Here is an 18,216-nt window from a genome sequence, read left to right on the forward strand (position 1 = left end):
CGGGCTGGCAACGGCGTCGACGACGGCCCGGTCGACCACGAGGGCCGTACCAGACGTCCTTCGACGACAGGTACGGCCCTCGTCCGGGATCCGGTCCGGTCACCCGGACCGCGGTGCGGTCCCCGTCCCGGTCACTAGGTGGCGCAGTAGCCGACGCTGAACGTGCTGGCACCGGCCTTCAGGGTCTTGTTCCAGGCCACCCCGTTGATCCGGTAGGTGTCACCAGCGATGTGGTCCCGCTCGAAGTTCCACGCGGTGTAGATGTCGCCTTCGAGGTCGACGACCCCGGCCCAGTCGACCGGCCGGTCGGATCCGTTGGTGGCGACGATCTCGGCGCAGTAGCCGCCGCCGCTGTCCGAATCCCACTGCGTGAATCGCCGCACCGTGAATTCCACGTTGGAGTCCGAGACCAGTCGGCCGACCCCCCAACGGGCGGTCGTCTGGTAGCCGACGCCGTCGGGCTCGGCCCAGTTGCGGATCGCCGTACGGGCACCGTCGGAGGCGTCGTTGACCTGGAAGTCCAGGCCGTGGAACGTGCCGAGGCCGCCGTACTCGAGCAGACTGATCGCCGCCTCGACGGTGTAGCCGCCGTCGGTGCGTGCCGTGGCGCTGCGGACCCGGGCCGCCTGGAACCCCTCGTCGCCGGTGCCGAAGGACACGACGTTGTCGGCGTTGATCCGCACCTGCATGTCGTCGTAGCGGTAGGCGCCGTTCTTGACGTTGCCGGCGTCGACGTAGATCTCCACCGAGTCCTGCGTCCACGGATCGGAACCGGAGACGTCCACCACCGGATCCGCCACCTCGGCCAGCACGTACAGCGTCCGGTCCCGCCACAGCGTCCGTACGGTGGCGATCGCACCGCCGGTGCCGGAGACCTCCTTGTCGGTGGTGACCACCCCGGCCTCGGTCCAACCGGAATCCACCGCGCCGTCGACGACCGGGGCCGCCGCGGCCAGCTTCACCTCCAGGTAGGACAGCTCCTCGACCAGGGTGAGCGTGCCCACCGCGCCCGGGGTGTTCCACCCGGCAGTTGTCCCGTCGACGCTGACCTGCACGTCGAGGGTGACGGTGTCACCATCGGTGGCTGCGGTCAGCGGCAGTTGCGCGACGAGGTCGTAGCCCCCGGCCCGTTCGGTCGCCACTGCGGGCACGTCGCCCGAGCCGTCGCGGGCCACCCGGTACGTCTCGCCCGCCAGCACGAAGTCGACCCCGTCGCCGGCGTCGGCCGCGTCGTCGGTGACCGTCACGAACGCGGTCAGTGTCTCGGCCGTCCACCGCAGCTGGAACCCGGCAACGTCCTCCACCAGGTGCAGCGGGAGTTTGCTCCAGTCCAGCGCCGAGGTCACGCCGGGGGTCAGCGCGACCTCACCGGCGAAGACGTTCGCGGTCCGCGGCCGGGCCGGCAGGTCGGCGTCGACCGTGCCGTAGTACGCCGGCTTGGCCTGGAAGTCGTCGTTGAAGATCAGCGGCGCGCCGTTGCCGGACCGCCACGACCGCCCGTCGTTGAGCCCCCAGACCGTGACGACGAACAGGTCCTCGGCGTACGCCCGGAAGATCCGGAACGCGTCGCGGTAGAAGTAGCCCTGCTCGATCGACCGGGCCTCGCTCACCGGGGTGCCGGTGGTGACGTCGAGCTCGGTGACCGCCTGGATCAGCGGCAGCTCGGCGAAGGTCGCCAACGCCGTCTCCAGGTTGGCGACCGGCGTGGCCAGCGACACGTGGAACTGGTGGCCCACCCCGTCGATCGGCACGCCCCGGTCCAGCAGCCGCTGCACGAGTGCCTTGTACCGGGTCTGCTTGCCGCTCTGCTCGGTGTTGTAGTCGTTGACGAACAGGGTGACCGGGTCGGTGCCGGGTACGGCGTACACGTCGTTGAACGCCTCCTCGGCGTACTGGAACGACAGGTCGATGAACTCCTCGCCGAGGATCCGGTACCACTCGCTGCGCCGCAGCCCGTCGGCGTACTCGCCGCTGTCGCTGACCACCTCGTTCACCACGTCGAAGGCGTTCATCGGGTTGGTGTCCGAGCCGAACGGCCCGTACCGATCACTGAGCGATTCGGCCACGGCGAAGATGTGCTCGCGCATCCGGTCGCGCAGCACCTGCTGGTCGGCTGCGGACGTGGTCAGTGGCTCACCGGCCGCGTCCTGGAACATCCACGCCGGGGTCTGGCTGTGCCACACCAGGACGTGTCCGTACACGCCGAGATCGTTGGCCTGGGCGAAGTCCATCATGGCGATCGCCTGGTCGTGCGGCCGGAAGGTGCGCTCGTCGTCGTACCACGCCTCCGGCTTCATGTGGTTCTCCGGCGTGATGTTGTTGAAGTGCCGGGTCAGCAGCTCTGCGGCGACCCCGACGGTCTCCCGGCTGTCGATCGCGACCCCCACCGGGAACTCGGTGGTCTGGTAGATGCCGGTCAGGTCCTCGACCACCGGCGGGTCCGGCACCCGGACCACGACGTCGTCGAGGAGGAAGTCGCTGGTGTTGCCGGTGACGTCCGAGCCCTGCCAGCTGGTCTCGAAGTACATGAACGCGGTGTCGAAGGCCGGTGCGGTGAAAGTCGCGGAGACCTCGGTCCAGCCGCCGTTGCCGATCGTCTCGAACTGGGCGAGGGTACTGAACGACTCGCTGCCGCCCGAGGTGGTGGCCAGGCTCAACCAGATCTCGTCGACCGGCTGACCGTCGGCGAAGCGCAACCACGCGCTGATCTCGTAGCCGACACCCGCCTCGAACTCGGTGGTGACGTCCCGGCCGATGCCGGCGCCCTGATTGACCCGGTCGGTGACCAGTGCGGCTGCCGCGCCGCCGTGGGCGATGTCGGTGAGCGCCACCGTCGGCGCACCCGGGCCACCGTCGCGCGGCTGCCAACCGTCGAGGCCGTCCTCGAAGTCACTGTCGACGACGATGGTGCCCGGCGGTGGACCGCCGGGTCCGTCACTCGGCGCGGTGACCGTGATGTCGTCGACCAGGTACGTCGCGGTGGCCTCGGCTGCCTCCAGGTAGACCTGGTACCCGGCCGGGTCGGCGTCCGCGGGAACGGTGAACTCGCCGGTCACCGTGGTCCAGCCGGCAGCGGTGATCGTGGTGTCGCCGATCCAGGTGTAGTCCGGCTTCATCACGAACCGGAAGCCCGAGGAGTCCGGTCCGTACGGTGCCAGCCGGGCGCGCAGGGTGAAGGTGTGGGTGACACCGGGGGAGTAGATGCCGGCGGGACTCTGCAGCCCGTCGAATCCCTCGGACCGGTCGCTGACCTGCAGGATCCTGCCGTCCTCGTCGTCCAGCACGGTGAGGGTGGGCTCGCCGCTGGCGGTCCAGGTGCCGGTGCTGCCGTCCTCGAAGTCGACGGCGGTGACCGTGACGACACCGGGCGCGGCGTCGGGGGCGGTGACAAGTACGTCGTCGAGCAGGAACGGGGTGGTCCCGGCTGCCTCCGCGTACACGGTCGCCGAGGACAGACCCGCCGGCATCGTGTACGAGCCACCGATGCGTACCCAACTTCCGGCGGTCGTGGTGACGTTGTCGCCGATCCAGGTGTACGTGTTGTCGCCGCCGGCGGCCGGGGTGGCCTCGACGGTGAAGTGGATGCCGGTGGACCCTCCGGTGCCGGCGGGCAGCTTCGCCCAGGCCGTCACCGAGTAGGTGACGCCGGGGGAGAACAGCTCGGTCGCGCTCGTCGCCGGGCCCTGCCAGTCGGCGGTCCGGCCGGTGACCGACAGGCTGGCGGAGCTGCCGCGACCCTCGTCGCTGATGGCGAGACTCACGTCGCCGCGAGGACTCCACGGAGCGTACGAGCCGGACTCGAAGTCGTTGGCCAGGACGACGGTCTCGGCGGCGGCCGACGGGGCGAGGGCGACCGAGGCGATGAGCGCGGCCGCGCCGGTTGCGGCGATCGCGGCCAGCCGGCGGGGTCGGTGAGACGAGTGGTATCTGAGGCGCATGAAGGCTCCCTGCACGGACGTACGTGTGGTCGGTGCCTGGTGGATCGCGCCAGCAGATCCAGACTTGGAAATGTTAGCCGGGTCCCGTCGGCCCGTCGACATCTGGTGCCAACTCCGGTCCTCGTCCGGTGAGCTGGTGGTTCGACGTGGCGGACCGTGCGCTTGCTAGAACGCACTGATAGGTAACGGCACAACGCCTGGCCTAACCGCGAGGCGCCGGTGCCAGTGGTCGGTTGAGCGGTATGCGACCGTGCCCAGTTGCACTTCTCCCGGTGCCACGCCAGGCGGGGCGAGCGGCAGCCGCCGACTGGCCGGCAGACTCAACAGTTGTTGCTGGTGAGCGTCACGGTGTACTCGTAGTCGTCGTGGGTGATGCCCGAGGGGAGGCCGTCGAAGTAGGTCTCGACCTTCTGCCAGCCCCGACGCTGCTCGTAGTGCAGATGCGGAGCGCCGGAATTGCCGGTACTGCCGACCAGCCCGATCTGCTGGCCACCGGCGACCTGCTGGCCGGCGCTCACCATCGGCGCCTCCAGCAGGTGCAGGTACTGGGTCTCCCACCGACCGCCGTGGTCGATCTTCACCCAGTAACCGCCGCCGCGGCCCCTGGGGCCCTGCGGGTTCTGCTCGGTCCGCCCACCCACCGATCCGTTGACGCCCGAGACGGTGACCGTGCCGGCGGCGGAGGCGAGCACCGGGCGGCCCCAGGAGTCGCCCCCGGTGGGGAACAGGTCGACGTCGTAGTCGTCGTGGCCGGGGTAGGTGCCGAGCTGCCAGCTCTCCCCGCACGGCACCGGAAGCTGGAACAGTGGGCGTGGTCCGGGCTCGCGCAGCATCGGCACGCCGACGGTGACGGCGATCCCGACGGCGACGACCGCCGCGACGCCGAGTGCGAAGCGCAGGGTGGGGCCGCTGCGTCGGCGGCGGGTCCCACGTGGCGGCTGGCCGATGCTCACCTCGCGAGCATGGCAGAACTTGGCAACAGGTTGCCACGGTCACCGCAGGTGCGACGGTTGCCGTGGTCAGTGCGGCGCGCCGGCCGTGGCAGCAGGCGCCACGGCCGGCGCGGTGAACGCCGTCCGGTTTCCGATCAGCTGTCGGAGATGATCGCGAATCCCCGGTTCCAGGTCTTCGAGTCGATGTCGTCCGGCCGGTAGGCCCGCTCGATGTTGCCGGCGGAATCGACCGAGAACCAGGAGATCTTGGTGCCGTACGGCACCGTCAGTGTCTCCGCCCCCTCCCGGACACCGGCGGAGGCGTAAAGTGTCGACTCGAACGTTGGCTTGCTGTCGTCCAGCGTGTAGAACACCGCTGCCGGCTCGCTCACCTCGAACCGGATGTCGACCATTCCGGTGGTCGCGCTGGGCGCCGTGACCAGGCTGCTGGTCGGTCGCTTCAGATCCTTGTCGTAGTCCCGCGCGACCTTCATCAGCTCGACCAGCCCGTTGGAGTACTCCATGGTCTGTTCGTGCGCCTCGGTCCAGGTCGGCTGGAAAGAGGTGCCCACCTCGAAGTTCCACGCGTAGATCCCGTACTTGTACCAGAGCATGTCGCCGGAGTTGCCGGCGGCCGAGTAGAGCACGTCGGAGATCGGGCCGGTCCGGGCCGGGGTGACCGCCAGGTTTCGGTGCCGCTTGATCGACGTCAGGATCCGCGACGAGGCACCCCAGAAGAACGACTCCTCGGCCAGGGTCGGCCGGGGTGCGGAGGTCCGGCCCGGCGTGGCGTACGAGCCTGGTGACCACATGAAGTAGTTGCCGGAGGAGTGCAGGTTCATCGAGAACTTGATGTTCGCCCGGTTGGCCAGCCAGTCCAGGTTCCTGTTCTCCGGCTCGGAGAGCTCACCCGGGCCGGCGAAGACGTCGCTGGTGCAGCTGGTGGAGGCACCCGAGTAGCCGTCGAAGAGGCTGTATTCGGTGTAGTTGCGGTTGTTGTCCACGCCCCAGGAGTTGCGGGCCAGCGCGTCGGTGGTACCGCCGTCGGCGCAGTGGTTGGTCATGTTCCGCCGCTGGGAGGCGAAGTCGTAGAACGAGTAGTGCCCGCCGTCCGGGTTGATCGACGGGGCGATCCAGATGTCCAACGAACGCAGCAGCTGTCTGGTCTTCTCGTCGGTCTGGTGGTTGCGCAGCAGCCGCTCGGCGGTCTCGATCGTGACCAGCGGTGGCACCCACTCCCGGGCGTGCTCCTGGGCGTAGGCGAGCACGCCGGTGCGGGAACCGTCGCGGTACTTGCCGATGCGTAGCGCGTACACCGGGTGCGGGTCGCGTGAGACGGACTCCGGCGCGCTGAGGTTGTCCGACAGCGGTGTCGGGGCGGCCGGTGCGACCACGCCGTCGCCGACACTGCCCCGGTAGGTGTAGGCCTTGACCAGGTCGCCGGCGTTGGCGTTGATCGCCGCGGCGACCTGTGCCGCGGTGCTGGTCGGGGTGCCCGCGCCGTCGGTGCCCAGGCTGACCCGGATCGCCGGGCCGGCGACGGTGACCTCGATGCTCCGGTCGGCGGCGCCGGGGTCGACCACCTCGACGGTCAGGTCGTTGCCGCCCTCGTGACCCCAGGCGTGTGAGTCGACCGCGACCCGGTTCGTGGTCGCCGTGCCGAGCACCACCTGCGCCTTGCGCCGGTAGCCGTTGGTCTTGTACGGCAGTTCGACGACCTCGGCCAGGTGCGGGAACTCGTCGGCGAGCGCCTTGATCCGGGCGTACAACTCGGTCGGGGTGAGATAGCTGGTGACAAAGTCCTTCTGGTAGCCCGGGCCCTCGGGCGCGTCGTCGGAGATCGGTAGCCACTCCTTGACCTGGACCTGCGCCACGTCACCGGTCGGGCTGACGATCTGGATCCGGTCGGGTCGGGCGCCCACCGTGGCGGCTCCCCGGTGGTAGAGGTAGACCCCGGCGTCGACGAAGCGCGAGATGGTCTGGCTACCTCCGGAGCCCAGCTCGGTGCCCGGACCGCTGTCGCGGGTGACGGTCAACGAGGTGCCGACGGTCTGTCCCTGGGCCCACTTGGCCTCGACCGACAGCACCTGACTGGTGCCGGAGGTGTAGTAGTCGGCCCGGATGATCTTCACATCGGAGGTGCTGGAGCTCTGCTCGACGCGGGCGGTGAACGCCTCGTTCGCCGCCTCGTTCGCGGCGATGATCGCCTCGCGTTCGGCGATCCGGGCATCGGTGTCGGCCGCGTCGTGCAGGGTCGCGCCGATCTCGTAGCCGAGGGTCCGCAACACGTCGAGCTCGTTCGGCGTGACCACGGCGTGCACCACGATGCCGGCGGCGGTCTGGGAGACATGGTGGTCGAGGTCGACCCCGGTCGCCACGAGCCCGTCGAGCTCGTCGCGGTCGGCCACGACGACCTCCACGACGCTGGCTCGCTCACCGGCGAAGCGTTCGAGGACCGAGTGGACGGCGTTGTCGCCAGTGGAGTCGGGAACGTCGGTGGGCACGGCGGTGGCCGGCCCGGCCAGGAGGACGACGGCGGTGGCCGCAGCGGTGGCCGCGGCCAGGTGTCGACGCCACTGCGGCAGTCGGGATGGGTGCATGTTCGTACCTTTCACCTGGGTTGCCACTGATCTGGGGTGGGAACAGGGCGAGTTGCCGGGTGCTGGCGTGACCGGTTGGTTACCGAGACCGACTGGTGGACTCATCCTCAACGGCGACATCTTGATCTGTCAATGAGTTCCGGCCGGCCGGCCCGACGGTCACGGTGGGCCACGGTTCACGAACTGATCCGCGGCTGGCCGTGGCCACCGTCGCCGCGGTCGTGGCCAGCGGTATAGTGGCGCCGCGCCGCCGACAGGAGCACCACTTCGATTCGCAGGGATGCGGTAACCCCTGGTAGTTGTTTCGCCCACGGGAGGGATCAGTGCCGGACGAAGGACCCCGCCCCGGTCCGCACGCCGTGGTGACGCCCGCCCGCGCACTCGCCGAAGCCGTGGTCGATCTGGCTGCTATCGGGGCGAACGTGCGCACCATCACGGCGGTCGCCGAAACCCCGGTACTCGCCGTAGTGAAGGCGAACGGTTTCGGTCACGGCGCCTTCGAGGTGGCGCGGGCGGCGCTCGGTGCCGGTGCGACCTGGCTCGGTGTCACCTCGGCCACGGAGGCGCTCGCCCTGCGGTCCGCCGGGATCGGCGCCCCGGTGCTGAGCTGGCTGCACCGTCCCGACGAGGATTTCACGGCGCTGATCGCCGCGTCGGTGGACATCGCGGTATCAACCGGATCGCACCTGGACGCGGTCGCCCGGTCGGCACGTGACCTGGGCGCGCCAGCGGTGGTCCAGCTCAAGGCCGACACCGGGCTGTCCCGTAACGGTGCCGTGAGCGCGGACTGGTCGGACCTCACCAGCGCCGCCCGCAGGTACGAGATCGAGGGGACCGTCCAGGTCCGGGCGGTCTGGTCACACCTGACCAACGCCGAGGTGCCCGACTGCCCGAGCATCGCCCAGCAGGTCGCGGCCTTCGAAGAGGCGGTGCGGGTGGCCCGCCGCGCCGGCCTGGACCCGGCGCTGCTGCACCTGGCGAATTCGGCGGCGGCGCTGACCGCTGCCGAGACCCGCTATGACCTGTGTCGGATCGGCATCGCGCTCTACGGGGTGCACCCGTCGCAAAGCACCCGAACCAGCGCCGTCGCCCTGCGGCCGGCGATGACCCTGCGGTCCACCGTGGTCAACGTGAAACGGGTGCCGGCGGGCACCAGCGTCTCCTACGGACTGCGCCACGTCACCGACCGGTCGACGACGTTGGCTCTGCTGCCGTTGGGGTTCGGCGACGGGCTGCCCCGCACCGCAGAAGGGCGCGCGGCGGTACAGTTGGCCGGCACGCGCCGGCCGATCGTCGGTCGTATCGCTATGGACCAGTGCGTGGTCGACGCTGGTGAACTGTCGGTGGCGCTCGGCGACACCGTCGTCGTCTTCGGCAGCGACGACGACGCGGCGCCCGACGCCGCCCCGTCCGTGGCGGACTGGGCGCGCTGGGCCGGCACCAACCCGCACGAGATCCTCACCGGTATCGGCGCCAGAGTGGCACGCAGGTACGTCAACACGGAGGCAACGATCGTATGAGCATCCGGATAGCCGTCCTGTCGGGTGGCCGCAGCGGTGAGCACGAGGTGTCCCGGCGCTCGGGCGAAAGCATCGTCGCCCACCTCGACCCGGCGACCTACCAGGTCACCCAGGTGCTCATCGGCCGGGACGGGAGCTGGTCGATCGACGGCGAGCCGGCCACCCTGCCGGCGGCGTTGTCGATGCTGTGCGGCCAGGACGTGGTCTTTCCCGCCTTCCACGGCCCCTACGGCGAGGACGGCACGGTCCAGTCGATGCTGGAGTGGCTGAACGTCCCGTACGTCGGCAACGGGGTTCTGGCCAGCGCGGCCGGCATGGACAAGGCGATGACGAAGACCTTGCTCGCCGCGGATGGCCTGCGTACCGCCGCCGCGGTGACGCTGCGGCCCGGTGACGAGCTCTCGCAGGAGGACCAGCGGCGGCTGGGGCTGCCGGTCTTCGTCAAGCCCGCGCGGGCCGGCTCCAGCCTGGGCGTGTCCCGCGTGGAGAGCTGGTCGCAGCTGCCCGCCGCACTCGACAAGGCCTGGCAGGTCGACGAGAAGGTCCTGGTGGAGCAGGCCGTGTCCGGTCGGGAGATCGACGTGGCCGTCCTGCAGTACCCCGACGGTAGGGTCGTGGCCGGACCGCCGTTGGAGATCGTGGCCGATGCCGCGTTCTTCGACTACGACGCCAAGTACGACGGCAGCGCCGTGTTTCACATCCCGGCCGCCCTGGATCCGGTCACCACCCAACTGTTGCAGGACCGGGCGGTGCAGGCATTTCAATCGCTGGGCTGCCGTGGCCTGCTCCGGGTCGACTTCTTCCTGCCTGGAGCCGCCGTGGTGGCGTCGCGAGTGGATGGTATCGGGTCGCAGGTGGACGCTGCTGGTGGGTCCGCCCCGATCGAGCCGGTGGTCAACGAGGTCAACACCTTCCCGGGTTTCACCAACGCCTCCCAGTACCCCCGGATCTGGCAGCAGGCCGGCCTTGGCTTTCCGCAGCTGCTCGACATCCTGATCGAGGGCGGGCGCACCCTGCCGACGGCGGGCATGCCGGTCACGTCGGGCCAGGTCTGACGACTCCGGTCGGTCGGGGGACGCGCAGGTAGCCGCCCCGCCCCTACAGAACAGCGAGTCCAGGCATGAGACGGCTGTACGAACTCGACCTGCTGAGGATTCTGGCAGCTGTCTTCGTCGTCATCTTCCATTACACCTTCACCGGATGGATGCAGGGCCACACCTCGCTGGCGTTTCCGACCTTCGGCGAGGTCGCCCGGTACGGGTATCTCGGTGTCGACCTGTTCTTCATGATCAGCGGGTTCGTCGTCCTGCTGAGCGCGTGGGGCCGTCGGCCCAGCAAGTTCGTGATCTCGCGGATCGTGCGTCTCTACCCCGCCTTCTGGTTCGCTGTCACCCTCACGGCCCTGGTCAGCGTCCTGTCGGGCGCGTTCCCGGTCAGCCTCTGGCAGTATCTGGCGAACCTCACGATGGTGCATCCGGCGCTCAACGTGGCAGACATCGACGTCGTCTACTGGACGCTCTGGGCCGAGATCCGATTCTACGTGGTGGTGTTCGTCCTCGCCTGCATCGGGTTGACCCGCCGGCGGGTGCTCAACACGCTCTGGGGCTGGCTGGTGCTGACCGGCCTGCTGCAGGTAGGTCTGCTGCCCTCGGTCGCGGAGGTGCTCCTACAGACGACGTTCGCCCACTACTTCATCGCCGGGATGGCGTTGGGGCTGGTCCACAGGTTCGGGATGACCTGGGAGCTGGCGGTGATCCTGGTGCTGTCGTACGCGAACGCCCTCTACCGGGGGATCGGGTTCGCCGGCGACGTCGCGGACCGGTACGAGGTCCCGTTCCATCCCTGGGTCATCGTGGTGGTGATCTGGCTGATCTATCTGGTGATGCTGCTGGTCGCGCTGGGGGTCACCACACCGGTGGGCCGCCCATGGTTCTCCGTCGCCGGATCCCTGACCTATCCGCTCTACCTGGTGCACGGCAACGTCGGTTTCGTGATACTGGCCTGGTTCGGGGAACTGTTCGCACCGTCGCTGGTGCTGCGCTGGGTGCTGGTGCTGGGCCTCGTCGGCGCCATGGCGGTCTTCGCGTACGGAATCCATCGGCTGATCGAACGTCCGGTGGCGTCGCGGCTGAAGCGGGTCCTGGAGGCCGCCGCGCGGGTCCTTCCCGGGTCGGGCAAGGCCCCGGGCCCACCGCCCGGCCCGGCGAACGATCAGCGGGTCGAACGGGACCCGGTGCCGGCAGCCGGGCGGTGAACCCGGCCCGTACGGGTGACAGCCGGGCCGGTGCTGCTGAACTTCATCGCCGCTGGGCATGATGTCCAGCCTGCGCGTAATCGGGTGCGTACCCGACCGCGTACGGGCGGTACGCGAAGAACACCGAAGGCGTGCCGGAGGAGATGTTCGGCTTGTTCCCCGCGCCGCGACCCGCGGCCACGGCCGACCGACGGAAGCCGCAGTTCCGCCGGCCCGCGGTTCGATCCGCCGATCGTCCCGACGGGCCGCGCGTCGGGCGCGGGGCGACAGCGCCCGCGCCCGCGCCCGACGCGACCGGGCTACAGCGTTCGCAACCGAATGTTGCGGAACTCCATCACATCGCTGGTGCCGTGGTTCTGCAGGCCGATGAATCCGCTGACGAACTGGCGAAGGTCCGTCGACGGGTCACCGGAGCGCGACGACTGCTTGCCCGGGATGTTGTCGAACTCGTTGATCGTCACCCCGTTGCGGATGATCGTGTAGCGCTGTCCGACGACCCGGATCTCGTAGTCGTTCCACTCGTCCTTCGGTGTCGGCCGGGCCTGCTCCAGATCGTTGGGCTGGAAGTTGTAGACCGATCCGGTCTTCTGCGTCTCCCCGGTGGTGCCGTCGTAGAGCTGGATCTCGTGACCGCAGTAGATCGCCACCCAGGCCTGGGAACTGCGGGCCGAGCCGATCGTGCCGCAACTGTCCTCGGGTCGTTCGTCCACCGGCACCGTCGGGTCCGGGAACCGGACGAACAGCCCGCTGTTGGCCCGGACCGTGCCGGGTGACACGTCCTTGAACTGCAGCCGCAGTGAGTAGTCGGCGAACTCCTCCTTGCCGTACCAGAGCATGCCCAGCCCGCCGGAGGTGCTGATCGAGCCGTCCGGCAAAAGCTTGAAGGTGCCGCCGGGGGCCTGACGCCAGTCGGCCAGCGAGTGGCCGGTGCCGTCGAACAGCGACCGGTAGCCGCCGGTCCGGCCGATCGGTGAGTCCGCACCCGCCGCCCGCAGCGTCGCCGCCTGGTCGTCGTCGAGTACCCCGTCGTCGGTGAGCTGCGCCAGCACCTCGTCGAGGTGGCTGGTGAACGACCCCTGGTTGGGCCACTCCCGCTCATCGTCGATCAGGTCGTTGACGGTGCACCCGGCCGCCGCCGCGTTGTTCGGTACGCCGGTGTCGGCATCCAGCAGCCAGACGGTGTCCCTGGCGTCCGGGGCGTCGCATCCGGTGTCCACGACCACCGTGTGCCCGACCACCTCGCCGTCGGCGTAGGTGATCTTCACCTTTGCCTCGAACCGGCCGTGCCTCCGGTAGGTGTGCGTCGGATGCGGCTGGTTCGAGACCCGGTTGCCCTCGCCGAAGGTCCACTCCCAGGCGACGCCACCGGCCCGGTGGCTGGAGAAGGCAACCGTACGGGGTTCGCTGGGGTCCGGTACCCGGGCCGAGGCGTCCTGCGGGCCGCCCCCGTCGTAGACGATCCGGATCAGCTTCTGGTTGCCGTGCAGCGTGAAGAAGCCGCCGCCGTAGTCCAGCAGGTAGAGCGCCCCGTCCGGGCCGAACTTCGCGTCCATCCAGGACTGTAGCTGGGTGCCGCCGCTGCCGCCCGGGATGATCGCCCGCAGGTCCTCGCCGAAGGCCGGTGCTCCCTGGTCGGGCACCACCGCCGGGTCGACGGTGACCGCCACCCGGTTGCCGGAGTTGGACTGGTCACCGATGAACCACTTGCCGTTCCAGTAGGCCGGCCAGGCCACCGTACTGGCCGGGTCGACCTCGGAACGGTGGTAGGTCGGTCCGTCCATCACGGCCTGGCCACCACCACGCAGGTACGGCCGGGTGAAGGTCTCCTCGCCCGGGACGTACGACGGCAGACCGCTGCCGTCGGTGCGGGTCGGGTACACCGGCCCGCCGCCCTGCGGTGAGTACCAGATGATGCTGTCACGGACCGGTGGGAGGTCCACCAGACCGGTGTTGCGCGGCGAGGTGTTGCGCGGGTTGGTGCAGTCGTACCAGCCGGTCAGCACGGTGGCGTCGTCGTTGCTGCGGTCGCGGTACGGCTGCCGGTTGCCCATGCAGTACGGCCAGCCCTGGTTGCCGGCCGAGGTGATGATCGTGGCGTGTTCGTACTTCGCCGGCCCCAGTTCGGGGTTGGCGGTGCTGGCGTCCGGGCCGACCCAGGCAGCGGTCAGCCAGTTGTTGACCGGGTCCCAGGCGATCCGGGACGGGTTGCGTACCCCCATGACGTAGATCTCCGGACGGGCCTTGTCACCGCCGCCCTCCTCGCCGGTGAACAGGTTCCCCGGCGGGACCTGGTACGTCCCGTCCGGCTGTGGGGTGATCCGCAGGATCTTGCCGTTGAGGTCGTTGGTGTTGCCTGCCGTGCGTCGGGCGTCCTGGAACGAGACGCCGGCGTACTCCTGGGTCCAGTTGTTGCCGGAGTAGCCGCTGGAACCGCCGGACGAATTCGAGTCGCCGGTGCCGACGTACAGGTTGCCGTCGTTGTCGAAGGTCATCCCACCCCCGGCGTGGCAACAGCTGTGGATCTGGGTGTCCCAGTTGAGCAGATCCTTGCGGGTTTCCTGGTCGATCGACGCGTCGTCGTGGTCGTAGGTGAAGCGGGAGATGGTCCGTTGGCCGATCCGGTTCTCCAGATCGATCGACTCGTGCGGCATCCAGTAGACGTAGAACCAGCCGTTTTCCTCGAATGCCGGATCCAGCGTGATACCGAGCAGCCCTTCCTCGTTCTTGACGAGTTCGCTGCCGCTGCCCCGGTTGCCCATCACCTCCAGGGTGGTCAGCAGTTTCACCTGCCTGGTCCGCGGATCCCACTGGTGAATGGTGCCGCAGCCCTTGCCGACGTCCGGGTTCGACCAGTCGGGGATCGCACCGGAGGCGCAGGCGCCGCGACCGATGTAGAAGACCGTGCCGTCCGGGGCGATGGTCAGGCCGTGCGGTTCGCCGATCTGATCCATCTGACCCGTCTGGTTGGTGCCGGTCAGTCGTTCCACCCGGTAGTTGGCGGCGATCGTCGCCTGACAGTCGCCGCGGACGGTGCCGGCGGTCCACCGGATCGCGCCCAGGATGTGGTCGCGGAACTGCTGGTCCCGCACCCAACTCGCCTCGGTGCGGCCCATGCCGGTGTAGAACGACCGGCCACCGTCGTAGTCGTGGCACCAGGCGACCGGGTGGAACGGCCCGTTGCCGCTGATCCCGGGGTCGTAGCTGGACTCGTCGACCTGGGCGACGATGTGTACCCGGCCGACCGGGCTCGGGTTCCAGTTGATCCACTGGTCGGATCGGGTCCAGTTCAGCGGCAGGCTCTCAGATGCCGGGTGGTCCCGGTCGAGCACGTCGATCTTCGCCTGCTGCACTTGCGTCTCCGGCGCCGGCCCGGCGTCGGTGCCGATCAGCCACAGTTCGGCCAGCTGGGTCAGCGGCTCACCGCTGTTCGCAGTGATGTTCAGCCGGTAGTGCTGGTAGGCCACTGTGTTGTCGACGGTGAACTGCCGGGTGAGGAAGCGCTGCGGGAAGCTCTCCCCGGTACGCCGATCCAGGTCCGTCCAGTCCAGCCCGTCGTTGGAGCCCTGCAGGGTCCAGTCCCGCGGGTCGCGTCCGGCGGAGTCGTTGGCGGAGGTGAGGGCGTACCGGTTGACCACCGTCGGCGCGGCCAGCTTGCCGGCGAGCCAGCCGGTCGGGGATCGGGTCAGCCACTTGGTGCCGGTGGCGCGGTCGAACGCGTGGTTGGCGGTCTCGTTCGGTGGGTTGTTGCCGCTGGCGGTCGCCTCGACAACCGTTTCCGCCGGTGGCAGGGTCGGTGCCGGCCGGGTGCCGAGCAGACCGGTGAACCACTGCGATCCGGGCTGGGCGTTCGCCGCGTCGTGCACGCCGACGAAGCCGCCGCCGCCCTTGACGTATGCCTGGAACGCCGCCTCCTGCGCCTCGTCGAGCACGACGCCGGTGGTGGAGAGGAAGACGACACTGCGGTAGCGGGCCAGGTTGTCCGGGTTGAACACGCTCGGGTCGTCAGAGGAGTGCACGTAGAAGCCGTGCTCGGAGCCGAGCTTGCGGATGACGTTCGTGGCCCGGCGCACCGGGTCGGCCTGCTCGGCCTCGGGTCCGTGGAAGACCAGGACGTTGACCACCCGGTTGCCCCAGGTCGGCGGCGGGGTGTCGGCCTGGCCGGGGGAGGCCGGGACGGCCAGCAGCCCGGCCAGCAGGGTGGCGGCGGCGGCCACTGCGGTGACGCGGCGGCGCCGGCTGTTTCGTTGGGGGGCGGGCAGTGCGGGAGGTCGGGGGAATCCGAAATGGCGTCTGTCGGCCATTCCTGCTCCTTACGGGGACCGGCGGGTGCGCCGGGTGGGGACGGAAGTGGTCAGCTGTGGGTGCCGGCGTGGTGGCTGCCGGCCAGGACGTCGTCCGTGTCGGGGGCACCACCGGCACCGGCCTCGACGTCGAGTGGCAGTTGGTTGGCCGCCTCCCGGTGGTGGTGCCCACCGGGCGGCATCTGCCCGTTGGCGTCGAGGACGTGCAGCGTCGTCGCCATGCCGAGGTCGGAGTGGAACTGCATGTGGCAGTGCAGCATCCAGTGCCCGGGACCGACTGAGTCGCCGGCGACGATGGTCACTCCGAACGAGTCGCCCGGGCCGAGCGTCTTGTTGTCGATCACCGGTATCGAGTCGACGATCGCCTTGTTGTCGCCGGCGACCACCCCGGTCCGGGTGTCCGCCCAGGCGTGCCCGTGCACGTGCCAGGTGTGCATGTCGTCGCCGAGGCCGATCACGATGAACTCGACCCGTTCGCCGACCTTGGCGACGAAGCAGGCCGGACCCGGTACCGGGTTGTCCAGGTCGCAGTTGTCGGCCGCCGCGCCGCGCCGCAGGTTGATCGACTGCCGGTCGCCGAAGGCGGTCACGTAGGTGCGGTCCGGCCGCGGGTCGCCCTGGCGGCGTACCACCAGGCCACCGAAGAGACCGGAGTTCAGTCCCTGGGTGCCGTGCGGGCCACCGACCACGTGGTCGTGGTACCACCAGTACCCGGCGGTCCCCGGCGATCCGGTGCGGCTGCTGCGCGGTTTCGCGTACCAGGTGTAGGTGCGCGATTCGCCCGGTGCCACGTAGGAGCCGCTGTGCACGGTGCCGTCCGAGTCCTGGGTGTACTTGACTCCGTGGACGTGCAAGGACAGGCCCAGCGGGTGCGCGGGGTTGGTCCGCAGCTGTGCCAGCGTCTCCGCCGTCACCTGGTTGTGCAGCGTGATCGCGAGGCACTCGCCCTCGATCATTTCCATCGTCGGCCCCGGGTAGGAGGCTGTCTCCGGCGTCAGGCCGTAGCCCAGCCGGAGCTGGTTCGTCACCGGGTCACGGGGCAGCTCCACCGCGTACAACTGCAGCTGGCGGTCGGGTGTCACGCAACCTTCCGGCGCCGCGCCCGCAGGTTGGGCGGCGGCCAACTGGGCGGCGCCCTGGTTGGCGGCGACCCCCTTCATGGCGTACGCCGTGCCGGCGCTGGCGAACGTCACCGCCAGGACGGCGATGACCAGCAGCGCCCGGCTGGCGCCGGTACTGAGCAGGACTGGCGGTCTGCGAGGTTCGTCGATCGTTTCGGAGTCCAAGGTCGTGTCCTTTACGCGGCGCCGACCGGGATCGGCAGGGGGTGAGGGCTCGTTCATGGCGTCAGTGGGGCGACCCGGATGTTGCGGAAGCTGACGATGTCGCCGGCACCGTGTACCTGCAGCCCGAGGTAGCCCTCGGCGCGCTGCCGGCCGGCGCCACCCGGATCGTCGGCCCGAGGTGGGTCGAACATCAGCTCCGGAGTGTTGACGAACTCGTTGACCAGTTCGCCGTTGCGGAAGACCGAGTAGTGCTGCCCGACGACGCGGATCTCGTAGTCGTTCCAGGTGCCCTTCGCGGTGACCCCGGCACCGTTGATGCCGACGCCGTCGAATCCGTACACCGATCCGGTCTTGTACGGGTCGCCGGCGGTGCTGTCGTAGATCTGCACCTCGTGGCCGTACTTGATCGCCACCCATTCGGGGCGGGGCTCCGCCGGGTGCTGGTGCACCCGGGGGAACCGGACGAAGACGCCGCTGTTGGCGCGGGCCTCGCCGGGTGCGTCGTCACGCCACTGCAGTTTCATCGAGAAGTCGCCGTAGGTCCGGATCGGGAACCAGAGCATGCCGAGTCCGGCGATCGGTCGGCTGGTGACCGAACCGTCGGCGTTGCGGGTGAATCCGCCTGCCCCGACGTGTTCCCACTGGGCGAACGACGCGCCCGAGCGGCTCAGGATCGGGTGGTAGCCGGTTTGTTCATCCGATTTGCCGACCGCGGAGAGGCTGGCTGTCTCGATCAGGGTGACCCGTTCGGCCTGGGTGACGACACCCCGGTCGCGCAGGTCCTTCACGACTGCCCGGACGTGCTGCATGAACTCGTTGTGGTTCAGCCAGTTCCGTTCGCTGGCGAGCAGGTTGTTGATCGTGCAGCCGGTGCCTACCTGCCGGTTCGGTACCCCGCTGCTCAGCGTGCCCAGCCAGACGACCGGCCGGGTGTCGAGCACGGGGCACTGCGGGTCGGCGCCACCGGAGACGATGGTGAAGGTGACTCCCTGCGCGGCTGAGGTGTTGCCGGCCCGGTCGGTGACGCGGTGACTCAGCGTGTGCTGGCCGGGCCGGCTCACGGTCACCGGTGCGGTGTAGGTGGTCCAGGCGGCCCCGTCGAGGGAGTGTTCGATGGTGTCGACGCCGGAGTGGTCGTCGGTGGCGGTGAGGGTGACGGTGGCCGCCCCGACGTAGGCCCCGTCCTCGCTCTGGGCACCCGACACGGCCGCGGTCACCGTCGGCGCGGTGGTGTCGGGATCCGGCGGGGCCACCACGGTGAAGGAGACCGATCGGGGGTCTGAGGTGTTGCCGGCCAGATCGGTGGCCCGGTAGCTCAGCGTGTGCTGGCCGGGCCGGCTCACGGTCACCGGTGCGGTGTAGGTGGTCCAGGCGGCCCCGTCGAG

Annotated in this window: 9 protein-coding genes; 3 read left to right on the forward strand and 6 right to left on the reverse strand. The window is 69.5% G+C overall.

Annotated elements, in window-relative coordinates; translation table 11 throughout:
* Window positions 1-134: 134 nt before the first annotated feature.
* The 3 genes from ACFHVL_RS16895 to ACFHVL_RS16905 all read right to left on the reverse strand — a co-directional run bounded on the left by ACFHVL_RS16895 (window position 135) and on the right by ACFHVL_RS16905 (window position 7,470).
* A complete protein-coding gene (locus ACFHVL_RS16895) occupies window positions 135-3,938 on the reverse strand; it encodes an endo-1,4-beta-xylanase (protein WP_416628948.1) in 3,804 nt (1,267 codons plus the stop codon).
* 320 nt (window positions 3,939-4,258) lie between these two features.
* Complete coding sequence (locus ACFHVL_RS16900) at window positions 4,259-4,891, reverse strand: M23 family metallopeptidase (RefSeq protein WP_416628949.1); 633 nt, start codon at window positions 4,889-4,891, stop codon at window positions 4,259-4,261.
* 134 nt (window positions 4,892-5,025) lie between these two features.
* Entirely contained in the window at window positions 5,026-7,470 is a 2,445-nt protein-coding gene (locus ACFHVL_RS16905; RefSeq protein WP_416628950.1) for a M14 family metallopeptidase, read from the reverse strand.
* Between the two features lie 323 nt (window positions 7,471-7,793).
* Between ACFHVL_RS16905 and alr the strand changes: the two genes are divergently transcribed.
* The 3 genes from alr (at window position 7,794) to ACFHVL_RS16920 (ending at window position 11,244) form a co-directional block, all read left to right on the forward strand.
* The gene (gene alr / locus ACFHVL_RS16910) at window positions 7,794-8,990 is read left to right on the forward strand and encodes an alanine racemase (protein ID WP_416628951.1); all 1,197 of its coding nucleotides are present in this window, start codon (window positions 7,794-7,796) and stop codon (window positions 8,988-8,990) included.
* Window positions 8,987-10,045 carry a D-alanine--D-alanine ligase family protein gene (locus ACFHVL_RS16915; protein ID WP_416628952.1) on the forward strand — a complete coding sequence of 353 codons (1,059 nt, stop codon included), beginning with the start codon at window positions 8,987-8,989 and terminating at the stop codon, window positions 10,043-10,045. The genes alr and ACFHVL_RS16915 overlap by 4 nt, the downstream gene beginning before the upstream one ends.
* Before the next feature lie 65 nt (window positions 10,046-10,110).
* Window positions 10,111-11,244 carry an acyltransferase family protein gene (locus ACFHVL_RS16920; RefSeq protein WP_416628953.1) on the forward strand — a complete coding sequence of 378 codons (1,134 nt, stop codon included), beginning with the start codon at window positions 10,111-10,113 and terminating at the stop codon, window positions 11,242-11,244.
* Between the two features lie 299 nt (window positions 11,245-11,543).
* Here ACFHVL_RS16920 and ACFHVL_RS16925 read toward each other — a convergent pair whose 3' ends face one another.
* The 3 genes from ACFHVL_RS16925 to ACFHVL_RS16935 all read right to left on the reverse strand — a co-directional run.
* Window positions 11,544-15,545, reverse strand: a complete 4,002-nt coding sequence (locus ACFHVL_RS16925; RefSeq protein WP_416628954.1) for a ThuA domain-containing protein — start codon at window positions 15,543-15,545, stop codon at window positions 11,544-11,546.
* A 50-nt stretch (window positions 15,546-15,595) separates the two neighbouring features.
* Window positions 15,596-16,831 (reverse strand): multicopper oxidase domain-containing protein, encoded by a 1,236-nt coding sequence (locus ACFHVL_RS16930; protein ID WP_416628955.1) that lies wholly within the window; start codon window positions 16,829-16,831, stop codon window positions 15,596-15,598.
* A 53-nt stretch (window positions 16,832-16,884) separates the two neighbouring features.
* Window positions 16,885-18,216 (reverse strand): OmpL47-type beta-barrel domain-containing protein (locus tag ACFHVL_RS16935; protein ID WP_416628956.1); only part of this gene is annotated, 1,332 nt, incomplete at its 5' end.

It is taken from the genome of Micromonospora sp. LOL_023, assembly GCF_048060115.1.
Taxonomy (GTDB): Bacteria; Actinomycetota; Actinomycetes; order Mycobacteriales; family Micromonosporaceae; genus Micromonospora_E.

Coding starts and splice junctions, on each gene's coding strand:
- ACFHVL_RS16925 (WP_416628954.1), bottom strand. CDS start 15,545: ATGGCCGACAGACGCCATTTCGGATTCCCCCGACCTCCCGCACTGCCC.
- ACFHVL_RS16915 (WP_416628952.1), top strand. CDS start 8,987: ATGAGCATCCGGATAGCCGTCCTGTCGGGTGGCCGCAGCGGTGAGCAC.
- ACFHVL_RS16905 (WP_416628950.1), bottom strand. CDS start 7,470: ATGCACCCATCCCGACTGCCGCAGTGGCGTCGACACCTGGCCGCGGCC.
- ACFHVL_RS16895 (WP_416628948.1), bottom strand. CDS start 3,938: ATGCGCCTCAGATACCACTCGTCTCACCGACCCCGCCGGCTGGCCGCG.
- ACFHVL_RS16920 (WP_416628953.1), top strand. CDS start 10,111: ATGAGACGGCTGTACGAACTCGACCTGCTGAGGATTCTGGCAGCTGTC.